At 68.6% G+C, this 17,297-nt stretch carries 7 protein-coding genes, 1 tRNA gene and 1 pseudogene; 5 read left to right on the forward strand and 4 right to left on the reverse strand.

The annotated features are described in order from the left end of the window. The coding region (locus tag BUF17_RS22510; protein ID WP_139282458.1) for an autotransporter-associated beta strand repeat-containing protein at positions 1-9,171 on the reverse strand (9,171 nt) is incomplete at its 3' end. A gap of 423 nt (positions 9,172-9,594) precedes the next feature. Here BUF17_RS22510 and BUF17_RS23200 point away from each other — a divergent pair. After that, positions 9,595-9,764, forward strand: a pseudogene (locus tag BUF17_RS23200) (IS3 family transposase); the annotation flags it as partial. A 316-nt stretch (positions 9,765-10,080) separates the two neighbouring features. On the opposite strand, the gene BUF17_RS07685 reads toward BUF17_RS23200, so the two are convergent. After that, positions 10,081-10,167, reverse strand: a tRNA-Leu gene (locus tag BUF17_RS07685). A gap of 216 nt (positions 10,168-10,383) precedes the next feature. After that, a complete protein-coding gene (locus BUF17_RS07690; protein WP_073627332.1) occupies positions 10,384-11,643 on the reverse strand; it encodes a methyl-accepting chemotaxis protein in 1,260 nt (419 codons plus the stop codon). A gap of 631 nt (positions 11,644-12,274) precedes the next feature. Between BUF17_RS07690 and BUF17_RS07695 the strand changes: the two genes are divergently transcribed. The 4 genes from BUF17_RS07695 (at position 12,275) to BUF17_RS07710 (ending at position 16,088) form a co-directional block, all read left to right on the forward strand. After that, entirely contained in the window at positions 12,275-12,883 is a 609-nt protein-coding gene (locus tag BUF17_RS07695) for a shikimate kinase (protein WP_073627334.1), read from the forward strand. Positions 12,884-12,988: 105 nt separating this feature from the next. Then, entirely contained in the window at positions 12,989-14,134 is a 1,146-nt protein-coding gene (gene aroB / locus BUF17_RS07700; RefSeq protein ID WP_073627336.1) for a 3-dehydroquinate synthase, read from the forward strand. A gap of 155 nt (positions 14,135-14,289) precedes the next feature. Further along, the gene (locus BUF17_RS07705) at positions 14,290-14,772 is read left to right on the forward strand and encodes a tellurite resistance TerB family protein (RefSeq protein WP_073627338.1); all 483 of its coding nucleotides are present in this window, start codon (positions 14,290-14,292) and stop codon (positions 14,770-14,772) included. Between the two features lie 536 nt (positions 14,773-15,308). Then, positions 15,309-16,088: a glutamine amidotransferase gene (locus BUF17_RS07710; RefSeq protein ID WP_210215423.1), complete on the forward strand. Its 780-nt coding sequence runs from the start codon at positions 15,309-15,311 to the stop codon at positions 16,086-16,088. A gap of 239 nt (positions 16,089-16,327) precedes the next feature. On the opposite strand, the gene blaOXA is transcribed toward BUF17_RS07710, so the two are convergent. Then, positions 16,328-17,248 carry a class D beta-lactamase gene (gene blaOXA, locus BUF17_RS07715; RefSeq protein WP_139282460.1) on the reverse strand — a complete coding sequence of 307 codons (921 nt, stop codon included), beginning with the start codon at positions 17,246-17,248 and terminating at the stop codon, positions 16,328-16,330. Positions 17,249-17,297 lie beyond the last annotated feature (49 nt).

Genomic DNA, 17,297 nt, shown 5'->3' on the forward strand with positions numbered 1-17,297 from the left:
ATCGCCCAGCAGCACGCCGGACGTGCCGCCATTGCCGATCTGCAGCGTGCCGGCGGAGATGGTGGCGCCGCCGTCGTTCTCGGTATTGGTGCCGGTGAGGACGAGCGTGCCGGTGCCGGTCTTCTGGATGACGCCGAGGCCGGTGATGGCCCCGGTGAGCGTCAGGGTGGTGCCATCAGCCACCTGGAAGGTGCCGACGTTGGTGAAGTTGAGGGCGCGGCCCGAGCTGAAGGAGGCCGTGGTGGCCAGCGTCCCGCCGGCCATCGTCAGCCCGCCGGCCGCGTCGCCCAGATTGGCGTCCGAAGACACCTGCAGCGTGCCACCCGAAACCGTCGTGCCGCCGGTATAGGTGTTCGTTCCGGAGAGCACGAGCGTGCCGGCGCCGGTGTTGGTAAGGCCGCCGACACCGGAGATCACGCCCGACAGGGTGAGCGTGGTGCCGGTGGAGGGGGTGACCGTGCCGGCGCTCGCGAGCGCCACTGTGCGCGTGGAACTGAAGGTAGCGGTGGTGGCGAGCGTGCCGCCATTGAGGGTGAGCCCGCCGGTGCCGCCGAGATTGGCATCGGCCGAAACCTGCAGCGTGCCGGCCGAGACCGTGGTGCCGCCGGTATAGGTGTTGGTGCCCGACAGGACGAGCGTGCCGGCGCCGGTCTTGGTGAGGCCGCCGGAGCCGGAGATGACGCCCGACAGGGTGAGCGTGGTGCCGGTGGAGGGGGTGATCGTGCTGGCGCTCGCGAGCGCCACCGTGCGCGTGGAACTGAAGGTAGCGGTGGTGGCGAGCGTGCCGCCGGAGAGCGTCAGGCCACCCGAGGCATCGCCGAGATTGGCGTCCGAAGACACCTGCAGCGTGCCCGCCGAAACCGTGGTGCCGCCGGAATAGGTGTTGGAGCCGGACAGGACGAGCGTGCCGGCGCCGGTCTTGGTGAGGCCGCCGACACCGGAGATCACGCCCGACAGGGTGAGCGTGGTGCCGGTGGAGGGGGTGATCGTGCCGGCGCCGGTCAGCGCCACGCCGCGTGTGGAGCTGAAGGTCGCCGTGGTCGCCAGCGTGCCGCCGGAGAGCGTCAGCCCGCCCGACAGATCGCCCAGCGCACCGTCTGCGGCCACCTGCAGCGTGCCGGCGGTGACAAAGGTGCCGCCCGTATAGGAATTGCCTGAGAAGCCCAGCGTCAGCGTGCCGGTGCCCGCCTGGGTGAGCGAGCCGGACCCATCCATGGAGCCCGAGAAGGAGGCGTCGTCGGAGCGGTTGAACACGACCGCCCCGTTATTGCTCACATCGCCCAGCAGCACGCCGGAGGTGCCGCCATTGCCGATCTGCAGCGTGCCGGCGGAGATGGTGGCGCCGCCGTCGTTCTCGGTATTGGTGCCGGCGAGGATGAGCGTGCCGCTCCCGGTCTTGGTGATGGGGCCGAGGCCGGTGATGGCGCCGGTGAGCGTCAGGGTGGTGCCATCAGCCACCTGGAAGGTGCCGACATTGGTGAAGGTGAGGGCGCGGCCCGAGCTGAAGGAGGCCGTGGTGGCCAGCGTCCCGCCGGCCATCGTCAGCCCGCCGGCCGCGTTGCCCAGATTGGCGTCGGAGGAGATCTGAAGCGTGCCCGATCTGATGGCGGTGCCGCCGCTATAGGTGTTGGTTCCCGACAGGATGAGCGTGCCGCCGGAGCCCTTGGCGAGCGATCCGGTCCCCGAGAGGATGCCGCTGAGGGTGAGCGCGCCAGCCCCTGTGATGGCCACCGTATTGCTGCCCGACAACGAGACATCGCGGGCGGAGGTGAACGTGCTGTTGCCGGTATTGAGCGTCCCGTTGTCCAAAGCGAGGCTGCCCGCGGCATCGCCGAGATTGCCGTCGGCCGAAACCTGAAGCGTGCCGCCCGAGACCGTGGTGCCCCCCTGATAGGTGTTGGCACCCGAGAGGGTGAGCCGCCCCGCCCCCGCCATGGTGAGGCTGCCGGCACCGGAAATCACGCCGGAGAGCGTCAGCCCTGTGTTCGCAGACGGCGTGAGCGTTCCGCTGCCGGTCAGGGTCACGGCGCGGGCGGAGGTGATGTTGACTGTGGTCGCCAGCGTGCCGCCGGAGAGCGTCAGGCCGCCGGAGGCATCGCCGAGATTGGCGTCCGACGACACCTGCAGCGTGCCCGCCGAGACCGTGGTACCGCCGGTATAGGTATTGGTGCCGGACAGTACGAGCGTGCCGGCGCCCGCCTGCGTCAGCGACCCCGTGCCGGAGATGACGCCCGAGAAGGTGGTCGCATCGGAGCGGTTGAAGACGAGGGTGCCGCTGTTGGCCACATCGCCGGTGATCGCCCCGCTGGTGCCGCCGCTGCCGATCTGAAGCGTGCCGGCCGATATCGTCGAGCCGCCGCTATAGGTATTCGCCCCCGTCAGTGTCAGCGTGCCCGCACCCGCCTGCGTCACCGAGCCCGTGCCGGAGATGGTGCCGTCGAAGGTCACATCATCGGAGCGGTTGAAGACGAGGGCACCGCCGTTGGCCACATCGCCGGTGATCGCCCCGGTGCTGCCGCCCGCGCCGACCTGGAGCGTACCGGCCGAGATCGTGGTGCCGCCGCTATAGGTGTTGGCGCCGGAGAGAATGAGCGTACCCGCTCCCGCCATGGCGAGGCTCCCCGTGCCGGAGGCGACGCCGGACAAAGTGAGCGTGGTGCCGGTGGCCGGGGCGACGGTGCCCGTGCCGGTGAGGGTGAGGGCGCGAGACGAGGTGAAAGAGGCGGTGGTGGCGAGCGTGCCACCGGAGAGAGTGAGGGTGCCTGCTCCGCCGAGATTGTCATCGGCCGCCACCTGCAGGGTGCCCGCGGAGACCGTCGTACCGCCGGTGTAGGTATTGGTGCCCGATAGGACGAGCGTGCCCGCGCCCACCATGGTGAGGCCGCCCGTGCCGGAGGCGATGCCGGACAGGTTGAGCGTTGTGTCGCTGGCGGGCGCAAGCGTGCCGGTGCCGGACAGGGTCACGGCACGGGCGGAGCTGAACGTCGCGCTGGTCGCCAGCGTGCCGCCGGACAAGGTGAGGGTTGCCGTGCCGCCGAGATTGGTGTCGGCGGCAATCTGCAGCGTGCCGGAGGCGACGTTGGTCCCGCCGGTATAGGTGTTCGTGCCGGACAGGATGAGGGTGCCCGCACCCCTCACAGTGAGCGCGCCGCTGCCGGAGAGGACGCCGGAGAGGGTCAGCGTGGTGTCGGTGGCCGGGGCCACGGTGCCGTTGGAGGTGAGGGTGATGGACCGGGCGGACGAGAAGGTGGCCGCGCCCGCCAGGGTGCCACTATTGAGGGTGAGGGTGCCCGCGACATCGCCGAGATTGGCGTCGGCGCCGACCTGCAGCGTTCCCCCCGTGACCGTGGTGCCGCCGGTATAGGTGTTGGTGCCCGACAGGACGAGCGTGCCGGCCCCGCTCTTGGTGAGCCGGCCGCTGCCGGAGACCACGCCCGACAAGGTCAGGGTCGCGGCGGACCCTGTATTGATGGTGCCGTTGCCGTTGAAGGCGACGGAGCGCGCGGAATCGAAGGTACCCGTCGCGGTCAAAGTGCCGCTGGTGAAGGTGAGGCCGCCGTCCGTGTCGCCCAGATTGGCGTCGGACGAAATCTGCACTGTCCCAGCGGAGATGGTGGTGCCGCCGGAATAGGTATTGGTGCCGGACAGGATCAGCGTAGAAGTGCCACTCTTGGTCAGCCTTCCGGTTCCAGAGATGGTGCCCGAGATGTTGGCCGTGGCGTTGATGGAAAGGGTGGCGTTGCCGTTCAGGGCGATCGTGCGGGCGATCGTCGTGGCGCTCTGCACGTTCAGAGTGGTGCTGGTGGAGAGCGTAACGCCGCCGGTCGTCGCGCCGAGCGCGCTATCTGTCCCTATCATCAGCGTGCCGGCCGATACGATCGTGCCGCCCGAATAGGTATTGCTTCCCGAAAGGGTGAGCGTGCCGGCGCCGGTCTTGGTGATGCTGCCGGTGCCCGACACGACCCCTGACAGGGTCAGCGTGGTGCTGGTGCTCGGGGTGAAGGTCGCGTTGCCGTTCAGCAGGACCGTCCGGGACGTGTTGATGGTTGCCGTCGTCGCCAGCGCGCCGCCGGTGAAGGTGATTCCGTTCGTCGCGTTGCCGAGATTGGCGCTCGTCGCGACCTGCAGGGTGCCCGCCGAAATGGTGGTGCCGCCCGTATAGGTATTGGTCCCGGAGAGGATCAGCGTGCCCGCGCCGGACTGCGTGAGCGTGCCCGCTCCAGAGACGACGCCGGACAAAGTGAGGGTCGTGCCCGTGGCGGGCGCGAGGGTGCCTGCGCCGGTGAGGGCGACGGTGCGCGCGGACGTGAAGGTCGCGGTGGTCGCCAGCGTGCCGCCATTGAAGGTGAGGCCGCCGGTGCCGCCCAGATTGTTATCGGCGCCGACCTGCAGCGTGCCCGCCGTGAGCGTGGTACCGCCGGTATAGGTGTTGGCACCCGACAGGATGAGCGTGCCGTAATCGCTCTTCTCCAGCCCCACCGTGCCGGCGAGGACGCTGGAGATGGTCGTGGTCGTGCTGGCGCCGGACACGGTGCCGTCGCCCACGCGGATGAGGGTGGGCACGGTGCCGCCCAGCGTGAGCGTGCCGCTGGAGACGGTGTAGCCGGTGGTCGCGAACTGCATGCCGACCGTGCTGACGGCACCGGCGGTGGTGTCCACCGTCACCGTGCCGGCAGTCCCCGCGAAGACTGCGAAGCCGCTGTTCCAGCTGGACGAAGTGGTGCCCGAACTGTCGGTCCAGTTTGTGGTGCTGTCCGCCGCCCAGGTGCCGCTGCCGCCCTCGATCGTGCCCGAGGCGGTCGTCGTGCTGCCGTTCCAGAACAGCGTCGACGACGTGCCGCCGCTGACGATCAGGTTCACCTGGCCTGCGACGGAGGTCTGCACCTGCGCGCTGTAGCCGCCGGTCAGGGCGGTCACGTCGAGGCCGTTGTCGGTGAGGCTGCCGGTATAGCTGATGAGGGTGTAGAGGCCGTTGCCGAAGCCCGTGCTCTGCGTCACGTTCAGCGTGCCGTCGAGCGTCAGGGCGCCATTCACCGTGAACACGTTGCCGGCATAGGTGTTGCCGAGCGTGACGTTGACATTGGAGCCGGAGGCGAGCTGCAGCCCGCCCATAGTGAGGCCGCTTCCCTGCACGCCGGTGAGGGTGCCGCCCGAGGCCACCTGCACCGTGCCTGCCACGCTGCCCGAGCCGGCGAGCGTGCCCGCCGAGACCGTCACATCGCCGACGACGCTGCCATTCACCGCGAGCGTGCCGTCGGAAATCGTGGTGCCGCCGGAATAGGTGTTGGCGCCCGACAGGGTGAGCGCGCCGCTGCTGGTCTTGGTAAGGCTGCCCGTGCCCGAAAGGACCCCGGAGAGCGTCAGGGTGGTGCCAGCGGCCGTATCGATCCCGCTGGCGCCGGTCAGCGTCACGGCGCGCCGGGAAATAAAGCTGCCGAAGGTGGCCAGCGTGCCGCCGGAGAGGGCGAGGTCACCAGAGGCGTTTCCGAGGGCGGTGTCGGCTGCGATCCTCAGGGTGCCGCCGGAAACGGTGGTCCCGCCGGTATAGGTGTTGATCCCCGTGAGGGTCAGGGTGCCGGTGCCGGTCTTGACCAGCCCGCCGCCGCTGGAAACCACCCCGGAGATGGTAAAGGTCGTGTCGTTGCCGTTCGTGTCCTGGGCCGTGTTGATCGTGCCTGTCGCGGTGAGGACCACGGCGCGGTTGGAGTTGATGTTCTGCGTCGTCGTCAGCGAGCCGCCGTTGAAGGTGATCGCGCCGCCGCTACTTCCGAGATTGGTATCGGAGCTGATCTGCACCGTACCGCCGGAAATCGTCGTGCCGTTCGTATAAGTGTTGGTGCCGCTGAGGACGAGCGTGCCGGTACCAGTCTTGGTGAGGTTGCGGCTGGAGCCGCTGATAACGTTCGTCAGGGTCAGCGTGGTGCCATCGGCCGTGTCGATGGTGCCGTTGCTGATCATCGCGATCGAGCGGGCGGAACTGAAGGTGGCCGTCGTCTCCAGCGAGCCGCCCGCGAAGGTGATCCCGCCCGTCAGATCGCCCAGATTGGCGTCTGCGGAGATCCGCAGGGCGCCGGCCGAGATCCTGGTGCCGCCGGTATAGGTGTTGGTCCCGGAGAGGATCAGGCGGCCCGTGCCGGATTTGGTGAGGCCACCGGAGCCGGAGATTGTGCCGGACAGGGTCAGCGCGGCGCTGGCCTGGGTGAGGGTGCCGCCGCCGCTCAACACGACGTCGCGGGTGAGGGTGAAGTTGGTGGCGGAGAGCGTGCCTCCGGCGAGCGTGATGCTCCCGGCCGCATTCCCCAGATTGGCATCGGACGTCACCACCAGCGTGCCGGCGGAGATCGTTGTGCCACCACTATAGCTGTTGGTGCCGGACAGGGTCAGCGTGCCCGCGCCGGCCTTGATGAGACCGCCCGAGCCGGAAATGACGTTTGAAAGGGTCAGCGTCGTGCCGCTGCCGGGGCTGAAGGTGCCGTTGCCGCTGAGGGAGATGCCGCGGGTCGACGTGAATGTCGCCGTTGTCGCCAGCGTGCCATCAGAGAGGGTCAGCCCGGCCACCGCGCCCAGATTGGCGTCGGCGCTGACCTGTAGCGTGCCCGCCGAGATCGTGGTGCCGCCGGTATAGGTGTTGGTCCCGGACAGGATCAGTGTCCCCGCGCCGGACTTGGTGAGCGCGCCGGGTCCGGAGATCACGCCGGACAGGTTCAGACTCGTGGAGGTGGCGGGAGAGAAGGTGCCCGCTCCCGTGAGGGCGATGGTGCGGGCGGACGCGATGCCCGCGGTGGTCGCCAGCGTGCCGCCATTGATGGTGAGGCCACCGGAGGCATCGCCCAGATTGGCGTCGGCGCTGACCTGTAGCGTGCCCGCCGAGATCGTGGTGCCGCCGGTATAGGTGTTGGTGCCGGAGAGGATAAGCGTGCCGTAATCGCTCTTCTCCAGCCCCGCCGTGCCGGTGAGGACACTGGAAATGGTCGTCACCAGGCCTTCGTCACTCGCGGCGCCGGAGCCGACGCGCACGTTCACCGGGGTACTGCCGGTGAGGGTGAGGGTGTCGCCCGTCACCACATAGCCGCTGGTGAGGAACTGCATGCCGGTCGGGGAAACCGCGCCCGCGCTGGCATCCACCACCACCGTGCCGGCCGTGCCCTCGAAGACAGCGAAGCCGCCATTCCAGGACTGCGTGGCCGAGCCCGAAATGTTGGTCCAGTTGGTGGTGCTGCCTGCGCTCCAGGTGCCGCTGCCGCCCTGAACCGTCCCGGTCGCCGCGGTGGTGCTGCCGTTCCAGAACTGCATCGTGGGAACAGAACCGTCCACGATGAGGCTCACCACGCCTGGAACCGACGTTTGCAGATCCGCCGTATACCCGCCGCTAAGCGGCGTCACGGTGAGGCCGTTGTCGGTCAGGCTGCCGGTATAGTTGATGAAGGTGTAGATGCCGGTGCCGAAGCCCGCCGCCTGCGTGACCGTAAGGGTCCCGTCGAGCGTCAGGTTGCCGTTGACGGTGAACACCCGACCGCCGCTCCCGAGGGCGATATCCACCGAGGTGCCGGACGAAAGGTCGAGCTGGCCCGCTGTGAGGCCGGCGCCCTGCGCGCCGGACAGCGTGGCGCCGTCCGCCACCTGCACGGTGCCCCCCAGTGTGCCCGCCCCTGTCACCGTCGCGCCGTTCAGCAGACTGGCAGCGCCGGCGAAACTGCCGGTCACGTCCAACGTGCCGGCGGCGACGGTCAGTGTACCCGTGGCACTGCTGGCTCCGGCGAGGGTGAGCGTTCCGGCACCGGTCTTGGTCAGGTTCCCCGAGCCCGACAGCGCGCCGGAGAGGACCGCGCTGTTCCCGCTGGTGTCGATCGTCCCCGTCGCGCCCGTCTTCAGCGTCATGGCGGTCGATGTCGTCAGCGCGGAACTGACCACGAGCGTGCCATTGCCGAAATTGAACGCGCCGGTGCCCTGAATGCCGTCGGTCCCGCCGACGGAAAACGTGCCGCCGTCGAGATTGAAGGTGCCGGTGCCCGCGCCGAACGTCAGCGAGCCGGTTCCCGACAGGGTGAGCGCCCCGCCCGTAAGGTTGACGGTGCCGGTCGCTCCCGCGACCTGACCGAGAACGAGCGCGGACGCCACATCGGCCGACCCGCCGGACACATTGAAGATGCCCGTGCCGCCGGAGGTTGTGCCGAAGACGAGCTGCGCCGTCCCGCCGCGGTTCTGCACCGAGAGGGTGCCGGCGGAGAGATTGTAGGTGCCGGAGCCGCCCGTGCCGGAGGCGCTGGCGTCGCTGCCGAACTGGATGGCCGAATCCAGCGCGAGGGTCACGACCGAACCGGCGCCATCCTGCGTGATCACGCCGGTGCCGCCGGCGTCGCCCACGCGCAACTGGCCGCCGGTAAAGCTTCCTGTGGTGAGGGAGAACCGGGCGTTGTCGGAAATATGCAGCGTGCCGGTCGAAGCCGTCCCGGACCCGTCCGTGGCAATGCCGGAGCCGATGGTGGCGATCATTCCGCCGGAGGAAGCGTTGAAGATCGCATTGCCCGAGAGGCTATAGGTTCCGCTGCCTCCCAGCACGCCCAGATCCAGCGTGCCGGCGCTGTTGAACCGGACCTCGCCGCCGGACTGGGTGAACGTGCCGGTGACCCCGGCACCGCTGCCGATGGCGAGGTTGCCATAATTCAGGCTGCCGGCATTGGCGGCAAAAAGCACCTCGCCCCCGGTCATGTCGACCGTGCCGGTGCCGCCGCTGCCGGTGAGGCCTCCCCCCACCCAGATCTGCCCGATGGCACTGCCGGGCGCCGTGGACGTGTCCGCCAGATTCACCTGCAGCGTGCCGCCGGTGATATTCAAGGACCCGGTGCCGCCATTGCCGATCTCCACCCGCCCGTCGCTGCTGTCGCTGGTGGTGTTGATCGTCAGCGTCGTGCCACTTCCGACCGCCATGGTCGTACCGGGGGTAGACGAGCCGATGACGAACGGCGTCGTGTCGAAGGTGATGGTGAGGGGGGAGGCATTGCCGGGAAGAACCCAGGCCTCTGCGTGCAGGGTGGAGCCGCCCTGTGCCGTGATGCTGTTCGGCTGACCGGAGGAGATCGCGTCGTTCACGGCGGCAGCAAACGAGGCCTGATCCGTGACGATGATGGAATCGGCTGCCGCACGGCTGCCGGCCCCGACTTGCAGAAGCACGGATAGCGCCGCGACGCCGGCATGAAGGCGGGCCGCGCGCGCTTTCAAAAGGCTAGCCAAAACCTCAATTCCCCAGCCGTTTCTGTGGTGCGGCGTGGTGGCAAACCGGACCGCCAAATCAGACGTTATAAGCTGCCCGAGAAATGTTGTCCGTATGCGCGGTAAGGAAAGACCATGGCAAGGGATGGCGATTTTTGACCGCTTTCATCACCCGCGGCTCAGGGAGGCGAAGCGCCCGGAAATGCGTTCTGCCGCGCGTGATCGTACGGGTCGAAGGCGCGCTGTTTTGCGTGCGGTTTGAAGCGCGCTTCTTGCCCCGCTTTAAGTTCGACCTGATTCGCTGCGACTGAAAAGTCGCTGGCAGGCCGGCCTCAGATGGCCTGTCTCCTCGCCCGACCGACAGCCGCTATTCCTTTCCGATCGCTCTCAACAGGCGAAGGCTGGCTCCACCTCGCCGGCGTACTCGACATGCACACCCGCAAGCCGGTCGGTTGGCCCATGCGCGAGACCCTGCACACTCGGAGCGGGCTTGAGGCCCTCGCCATGGCCCTTGCGCGCCAGAGGCCGGCAAGCCGGGATCATGTCCCACCACGCGCGAAGGGAGGCTGTCGGATCGGCTGCCGCGCGCAAGGCCGAGATCGCCAGGCGAGACACGCAGCCGATGGTCGAGCGAAGGGCGATGTCGGTCAGCGGCAAGTGGAGGCATCTCAAATCGGCCCATGGCGGCGATGCCTCCAGATTTCCGAGATGCAGCGGAGCGCCACGCGCACGGATGAGGCGCCGCGAGACGCTCAACTGATTGAAATCGCATGCTTATGAGAGTTTATAGCCCGCCCTGAGCCGTGAAAATGGTCCGGGCGATGGGACGCGCCCCACGACCCCGACCTTGGCGGAGCTTGCCAGGGCAATTGGTGCGGGCGGTCGGACTCGAACCGACATATCCGTAAGGACGGCGGATTTTGAGTCCGCTGCGTCTACCAATTCCGCCACGCCCGCACGCGGGAACGAGGTGCCGTCGCGGAGGGCGCGACGGCCGTTTTCCCGGCGCAGCTATGTGCCACGACCGGATGGCCGAAGTCCAGTCCGCAGACGGGCGAAATCCCCGCCTGCGGGGGCACCCTCGCCACGCCGGAGGGCCCGGTGGGGCGGGATGCGGGGCGCTTTTCCGGGTTCGGGCGGCGCCGGAGGCCGGCGCTGCCGCCCGCGCGCGGGTCACGCCATCGAGACGGAGCGGAGGAAGTCGTCGATCTCGTTCTCGAGGCGTTCGGTGACGGCGTTGACGGTGCGGGAGACGTCGAGCACGCGGGTGGCGGAGCTGCTGGTGCTGACGACCGCCTCGTTGAGCTCGGCGATGTCGGAGGCGACGGCGCCCGTGCCCGTCGCGGCGCCGTCGATGTTGGTGCCGATCTCGTTGGTCGCCGCGCTCTGCTGCTCGATGGCGGCGGCCATGGCGGTGGCGAAGCCGTTGACCTCCTCCATCGTGCCGGAAATCGCCCGGATCGCATCGACCACGGCGCGGGTTTCGCCCTGAATGGCCGCGATCTGGCTGGAAATCTCGTCCGTCGCCTTGGAGGTCTGCTCGGCGAGCGCCTTGACCTCGGCGGCGACCACGGCGAAACCCTTGCCGGCATCGCCCGCCCGCGCCGCCTCGATGGTGGCGTTGAGGGCAAGAAGGTTGGTCTGCTGGGCGATCGCTTCGATCAGGCCGACGACCTCGCCGATCCGCGAGGCGGCGGTGGCGAGCCCGGTGACCTTGGTGTTGGCGATGCGCGCGCCGTCCGCCGCGGAGCCGACCATCGAGGACGTGCGCGCCACCTGCCCGGCGATCTCGGTGATCGAGGCGGTGAGTTCCTCCGCCGCCGAGGCGACCGACTGGACGTTCGAGGTCGCGCGCAGCGACGCCTGACGCGCGGAATCGGCGCGGGAGCGGCTTTCCGCCGCCGAATCCGACAGTTCCCGCGACACCGTCGCCAGTTCGTCCGAGGCCATGCTCGCCTGGGCGATCATGTTGGTGGCCGCCTCGCGGAACGAGGAGATCATGTGCTCGACCGCCTGCTGGCGCGCCCACTGGGTCGCCTGGTCGCGCTCCTTGGCCGCCTCCTGCTCGCGCCGCTCCACGATATAGCGGCGGAACACGTCGACCGAGCGCGCCATCTCGCCCATCTCGTCCTTGCGGTCGGTGCCCTCGATCTTGATCGAGGTGTCGTCGGCGGCGAGCGCGTGCATCTTCGCGGCCATCTGCTTGATCGGCCGCGCCGTCTGCCCGGCGACGAGGAAGACCAGCACCAGAACCACGAGGAACGTGATCGAGGAGATCAGGAGCATCATGGTCATGCGCTGGTCGGCCGTGGCCGAATCGGCGGACGTGGCGATCCAGAAGCCGGATCCGTAGACGATCACCGTTGGAATCGCGAAGAGAGCACCAAGCGTGACCACCAGCTTGGTGCGGATGCTCAGATCGACAAATCGCATAGACAAACGCTCCCCAACGGACACCTGGAGATGGCCAAGACTGCTATCCGGGTGCCGTTCCCATTCCGAGACCGAGTCAATCGTAAGCACGGCGAACAACGCGGGCAAATGAAATAATCGTCTTATATGTATTCTGAAACGACGCACCACGCGCGGCACGGATTCAATTAAAAGGATTTCAATAGACTTAAAAGATGTACGGCGAACGGCGCCGATTTTCACAGGAGATTCCGACATCCAACCGTCATAGATGAGCCGGATTGAAGATCGCCGCCGCGGCGGTGTCTGCTTCGCGCGCCGGCAAACCCGCCGGAAACGGGCGTCGCCGGCCGGCATCGTCTGCCGTTCCACCTGCCGCCACGATCTTGCGGACCGGATCGCCCCGTATCGCTGCCCCGGCGGCGCGCGTCATTGATCGACCGCATTATTCGCCGGCTTCGCTTGCTGTGCCTGACTTGCCTGCCCGCCCCCGGATTTCCCGCCGCGCGGCAGCTTTGCCGGCGCAGCGGCGTGACGGCTGCCGGCGCCTCCCCGCCCGAACCCTTGACAGAACGGCAGCGGGGCTCTTCAAGCATCGCAAAGCATCGTCCACGCCGCGCGCCGTGCGGCGGAGAGACGGCGGAGGCGCACGATGACACCCCCAACCCACGAGACCCTGCCGCGAGAGGGGGCCGCCGAGATCGTCGAACGCCTCGGCGGGCGTTCCGTGGTGCTCGTCGGCATGCCCGGCGCCGGCAAGACCACGGTCGGCCGGCGGCTGGGCCAGGTGCTCGGGCTGCCGTTCGTCGATGCCGACCACGAGATCGAGCGCGCGGCGGCGATGACGATCCCGGAGATCTTCGCCCTCCACGGCGAGGCGGCGTTCCGCGACGGCGAGAAGCGGGTGATCGCCCGCCTGCTGGCCGAAGGCCCGCGCGTGATCGCCACCGGCGGCGGCGCCTTCATGGCGCCGGAGACGCGCGACGCCATCGCCCGCAACGGCCTATCGGTGTGGCTGAAGGCGGAGGTGGAAACCCTGCTGTCCCGGGTGAAGCGGCGTTCCAACCGGCCGCTGCTGGCCAATGGCGACCCCGAAGGCACGCTGCGCGCGCTGCTCGCCGTGCGCGAGCCGGTGTTCGCGCAGGCCGACATCACGGTGCGCTCGCTCGATATTCCCCACGACGTGGTGGTGAATGCCATCGTCGACGCCGTCGGCGCGCGGCTCGGCGTCGACGCCGCACGGCCGGCGGCCGCGGGCTGACGCCGCGCCGCCGCCACAAAGACACGTGAAGGCCTGCACACGCGAAGGTCTGTACACACGAAGGTCTGCCGCCGGCAGGCTTCCGAGAACCGCCCGAGGAAGACCATGACCACCCTCTCCGCGCCGCGTTCCGATGCCGAGGCCACCACCACCGTCGTGGTGCCGCTTGCCGGCAAGGCCTACGACATCCTGATCGGGCCGGGGCTGATCGCCCGGGCGGGGGCGGAGATCGCGGCGCGGTTCCCCGGGGCGCGGGCGTCCATCGTGACGGACGACACCGTCGCCGGCCATCTCGCCGGCGCCCTGAATGCCTCGCTCGAGGCCGCCGGGCTCGAACCGCAGACCATCGTGGTTCCGGCCGGTGAGAAGACCAAGAGCTTCGCGGTGCTGGAGACCGTGGTGGACGGCCTCATCGCCCAGCGCCGCGAGCGCGGCGACCTGGTGGTGGCGCTCGGCGGCGGCGTGATCGGCGACCTCGCCGGCTTCGCCGCCAGCATCACCCGGCGGGGGATGCGCTTCGTGCAGATCCCGACGAGCCTGCTGGCGCAGGTGGATTCCTCCGTCGGCGGCAAGACCGGCATCAACACCCCGCGCGGCAAGAACCTGGTCGGCACCTTCCACCAGCCGAGCCTGGTGCTGGCCGACACCGACGCGCTGGCGAGCCTTTCGCCCCGCCACCTGCGCGCCGGCTATGCCGAAGTGGCGAAATACGGCCTGATCGACGATGCGCCCTTCTTCGCCTGGCTGGAGCGGAACCACGGCGAGGTGCTGGCGCGCGGGCCGGCGCTGACCCACGCGGTCGCCACAAGCTGCCGCGCCAAGGCGCGCGTGGTGGTGGCGGACGAGTTCGAGACCACCGGCGCCCGGGCGCTGCTCAATCTCGGCCACACCTTCGGCCATGCGCTCGAAGCCTCCACCGGCTACGGCGAGCGGCTGATCCACGGCGAGGGCGTCGCCATCGGCATGGCGCAGGCATTCCGCTTCTCCGCCTCGCTCGGGCTCTGCGCGCCGGCGGATGCCGAACGGGTCGCCGCCCACCTCGCGGCCGCCGGACTGCCGACGCGGCTCGCGGACATTCCGGGCGACGTGGCCGATGACGAGACGCTGATCGCCCTGATGGGACAGGACAAGAAGGTGAAGCGCGGCCGGCTGACCTTCATTCTGGCGCGCGGCATCGGCGAGGCCTATGTCGCCAACGACGTGCCGCCGGACGCCGTGCGGGCCTTTCTCGCCACCGAACGGACGCTCTGAGCGGCAGGCCGCAGGCCCGGCCCCACCCGCCATATGGCTGTCACATTTCGGCAACGACCTCGGCAGCGTCGCCCCCGAACGGCGCTCGCCGGTTGACGCCACCGGCTTCAGCCGGGACAGTTCCGCTTTGGCAGCGCAGCCGGCCCGAGGAGACGATGTTAAAGGCGATCCGCGATCTCATCACCGAATTGACCAGCGACGTGCCGCAGCGCCAGTTCGAGGCCAACGACGAACGCCTTGCCGTGGCAGCGCTGCTCGTTCACCTGATCTCGGTCGACGGCGTGGTGAAGCCCGCGGAACGGGCCGCCATCGAGCGCACCCTGGCCGGCCAGTACGGCCTTTCCGCCGAGGACACCGCGCAGCTGATCGCCCAGGCGGACCGCATGGACGAGGAAGCGGTCGATCTCTACGGCTTCACCTCCGTGCTGAAGCGCGCGCTCGACGAGGACGGCCGGCGGCGCGTGATCGAGATGATGTGGGAAGCCGTGTTCGCGGACGGCGCCGCCTCGGAGTTCGAGGAGAACACCGTGTGGCGCGTGGCCGAGCTGCTGGGGATTTCCTCCCGCGACCGCATCACGCTGCGCCAACGGGTGGCGCATGGACACACCACCGACAAGCCGGCCACGGAAGCCGGCTAACGGTTTCCTTCGCGCCGCTTCTGCGCGGCGCGCCGCGAAGACCTGCGCGCGAAATCCATCGGCACGTCCATTTTCCGGGCATATTCCTGATCGATAGGAAAGCCTCTCCCTTCGGAGAGGGTTCTGGAGCGATTGCCGTGCGATCGCGGAAGCGCTTCACGGCGCGTCTGCGGCACGATGCCGTCAACGGGGCTTACAACCCGTGCCACGGGTGTTATGCTGCACTGCACGCGTGATGCCGGATCGTTGAGAATCGCTCGCGGATCGGCATGATTTCGGGTTGATGGCTTCGGGGGTTCAGGGCTTCGGGGGTTCAGGGCTTCGGGGCTCGTGGATCGGGTTCGAGCGCCCGGACCGCGAGCCGGACGGCCTTGCCGGGCCACGGAGTGGACGTCGTATTCGAGGTGGAGCGGAAGGCGGCCCCGTCGGGCTTTCCGCCTCCAGGGAGGTCCGAGTTGGCCTTTTCGAACGAACAGGATGCAAAGCCGCAATTCCACGCGCCCGCTGCTGACAGGCAGGCCGGGGACAAGCAGCTTTTGGACACGCAGGTGTGGGACAAGCCGGGGGCGGACAGGCCGGATCGCGTGCTGATCGTGCTGCACCAGGAGCGTTCGACGCCCGGACGTGTAGGCATGGCGCTCGCCGAGCGTGGCTTCAAGCTCGATGTGCGCCGCCCCCGCTTCGGCGATCCGCTGCCGACCGACATGAACGACCACGCCGGTGCTGTGATCTTCGGCGGGCCGATGAGCGCCAACGACACCGATGCGTTCGTGAAGCAGGAAATCGACTGGCTGAAGGTGCCGCTGAGCGAGCAGAAGCCGTTTCTCGGCATCTGCCTCGGCGCGCAGATGCTGGCGAAGCATCTCGGTGCCAATGTCGGCGCCCACCCGGGCGGACTGGTGGAGGTCGGCTATTACAAGCTGAACCCGACCGAATGCGGCAAGTCGCTGCTGCCGTGGCCCGATCACGTCTATCACTGGCACCGCGAAGGCTTCGAGGTGCCGTCGGGCGCGGAACTGCTGGCCGAAGGCGACGCCTTCCCGAACCAGGCGATCCGCGTCGGGCCGGCGGCCTACGGCATCCAGTTCCATCCCGAGGTGACGCTGGCGATGGTGCATCGCTGGACATCGCGGGCGAGCGCGATGACGCTCGCCTCCGGCGCGCGCGGCATTCAGACCCATTTCTCCGACCGCTTCGCCTATGACGCGGCCGTGCGCGCGTGGCTCGACGCGTTCCTCGACCTGTGGATCGGTTCGGCGCGCCCCTGCGTCGAGACGCCGGTGCACGTGCCGGCGACGGCAGCGGCAGAGATGTGACCGGTCCGGCCCCGGACGGGCCGGACCGCGGGATTCGCGGTTATTCCGCCGCGGAGTCAGGCGGCCCCGTTCGGCCGGCAAGACCATGGTTTGCCGGCAAAACAGATGCCGCGAGAGCCGCGAGCGGCTAGAGCATATCCCGTTCAGATCGCCCCCCCTGCACGGCAAGGATATGCTCAAGCTCTTGAATCTGCAGCGATTTCTTTCCGATCGGATGATCCATCCGATCGGAAAGCGCTCTACTTTCCAGCCAGCGTGGCCAGGTCCTTCAGCAGGCTCTCGCGCGTCGAAGACCCCGCCTGCATGACCTTCATGCCGTGCTTCGATTCAAGGCGCGCGAACACGAGCCGCCGGCTCGCCTTTTCCGCCCAGCCGACGAACCAGCCGAGCGGCTGGTCCTTGTCGGGGGCGCCGGAGGCGTGCTGCCGCCAGCCGCTGCCGGTCTTGCCCATGACGGTCCAGCCGCCTTCGGCGGAGAACTGGGGCATGATCGCCTCGGTCATGGCGTAGGCGCGGCTGGAGACGCCGAGCTTGCGGTCGAGGAACCGCTGGAGGAAGGCGATCTGCTCGTCCGGCGAGATCTGCAGCGACGAGGTCAGCCAGGCGTGGGTCAGGCCGTCCTTCTTGCCAGGGTTGCCGGAGATGTCCTCGTTGCCGTAGCCGAACGCGGTGACATAGGACTTGAAGCGCTCCTCACCGAGCTTCCGGGTGAGTTCCTGCGAGTACCAGACGACGGATTCCTTCAGCCAGATGGTCGGGTCGGTATCCTGACGGTGGCGCTGGATGCCGGCATTGAAATGGGGCTGATACTTCCACAGCGGATGGTGGGCATCCTCCAGGATGCCGGAATCGTAGCCCATGACCGCGAGCGGAAGCTTGAACGTGGAGCACGGGCTGAAGCGATGGTCGCATGGGCCCTGCCGCACCAGCACCTTGCCGGAGGCGGCATCCGCCACGATCGTACAGGAAACAGGCTGCGAGGGGCCGAGATGCGGCGAAGCCGGCTTCGATGAAGCTGGCTTGGACGATGCTGGCGTGGATGAACCAGGCTTGGATGAGGCGGCGTCGGACGCCGCAAGAGCCAGCCCCGGCCGTGCCAGCAGGCCCGCGCCCGCCGCCAGAGCCACGCCACGCAGGAAACCGCGCCTGTCCGTCGTCATCCCGTCACCCGATGTTTCGCCCCGACGGCCTCAGAGGGCCGTGCGGAGC

The sequence above is a fragment of the Pseudoxanthobacter soli DSM 19599 genome (genome assembly GCF_900148505.1).
Classification (GTDB): domain Bacteria; phylum Pseudomonadota; class Alphaproteobacteria; order Rhizobiales; family Segnochrobactraceae; genus Pseudoxanthobacter; species Pseudoxanthobacter soli.

Coding starts and splice junctions, on each gene's coding strand:
- BUF17_RS07690 (WP_073627332.1), bottom strand. CDS start 11,643: ATGCGATTTGTCGATCTGAGCATCCGCACCAAGCTGGTGGTCACGCTT.
- BUF17_RS07695 (WP_073627334.1), top strand. CDS start 12,275: ATGACACCCCCAACCCACGAGACCCTGCCGCGAGAGGGGGCCGCCGAG.
- BUF17_RS07705 (WP_073627338.1), top strand. CDS start 14,290: ATGTTAAAGGCGATCCGCGATCTCATCACCGAATTGACCAGCGACGTG.
- aroB (WP_073627336.1), top strand. CDS start 12,989: ATGACCACCCTCTCCGCGCCGCGTTCCGATGCCGAGGCCACCACCACC.
- blaOXA (WP_139282460.1), bottom strand. CDS start 17,248: ATGACGACGGACAGGCGCGGTTTCCTGCGTGGCGTGGCTCTGGCGGCG.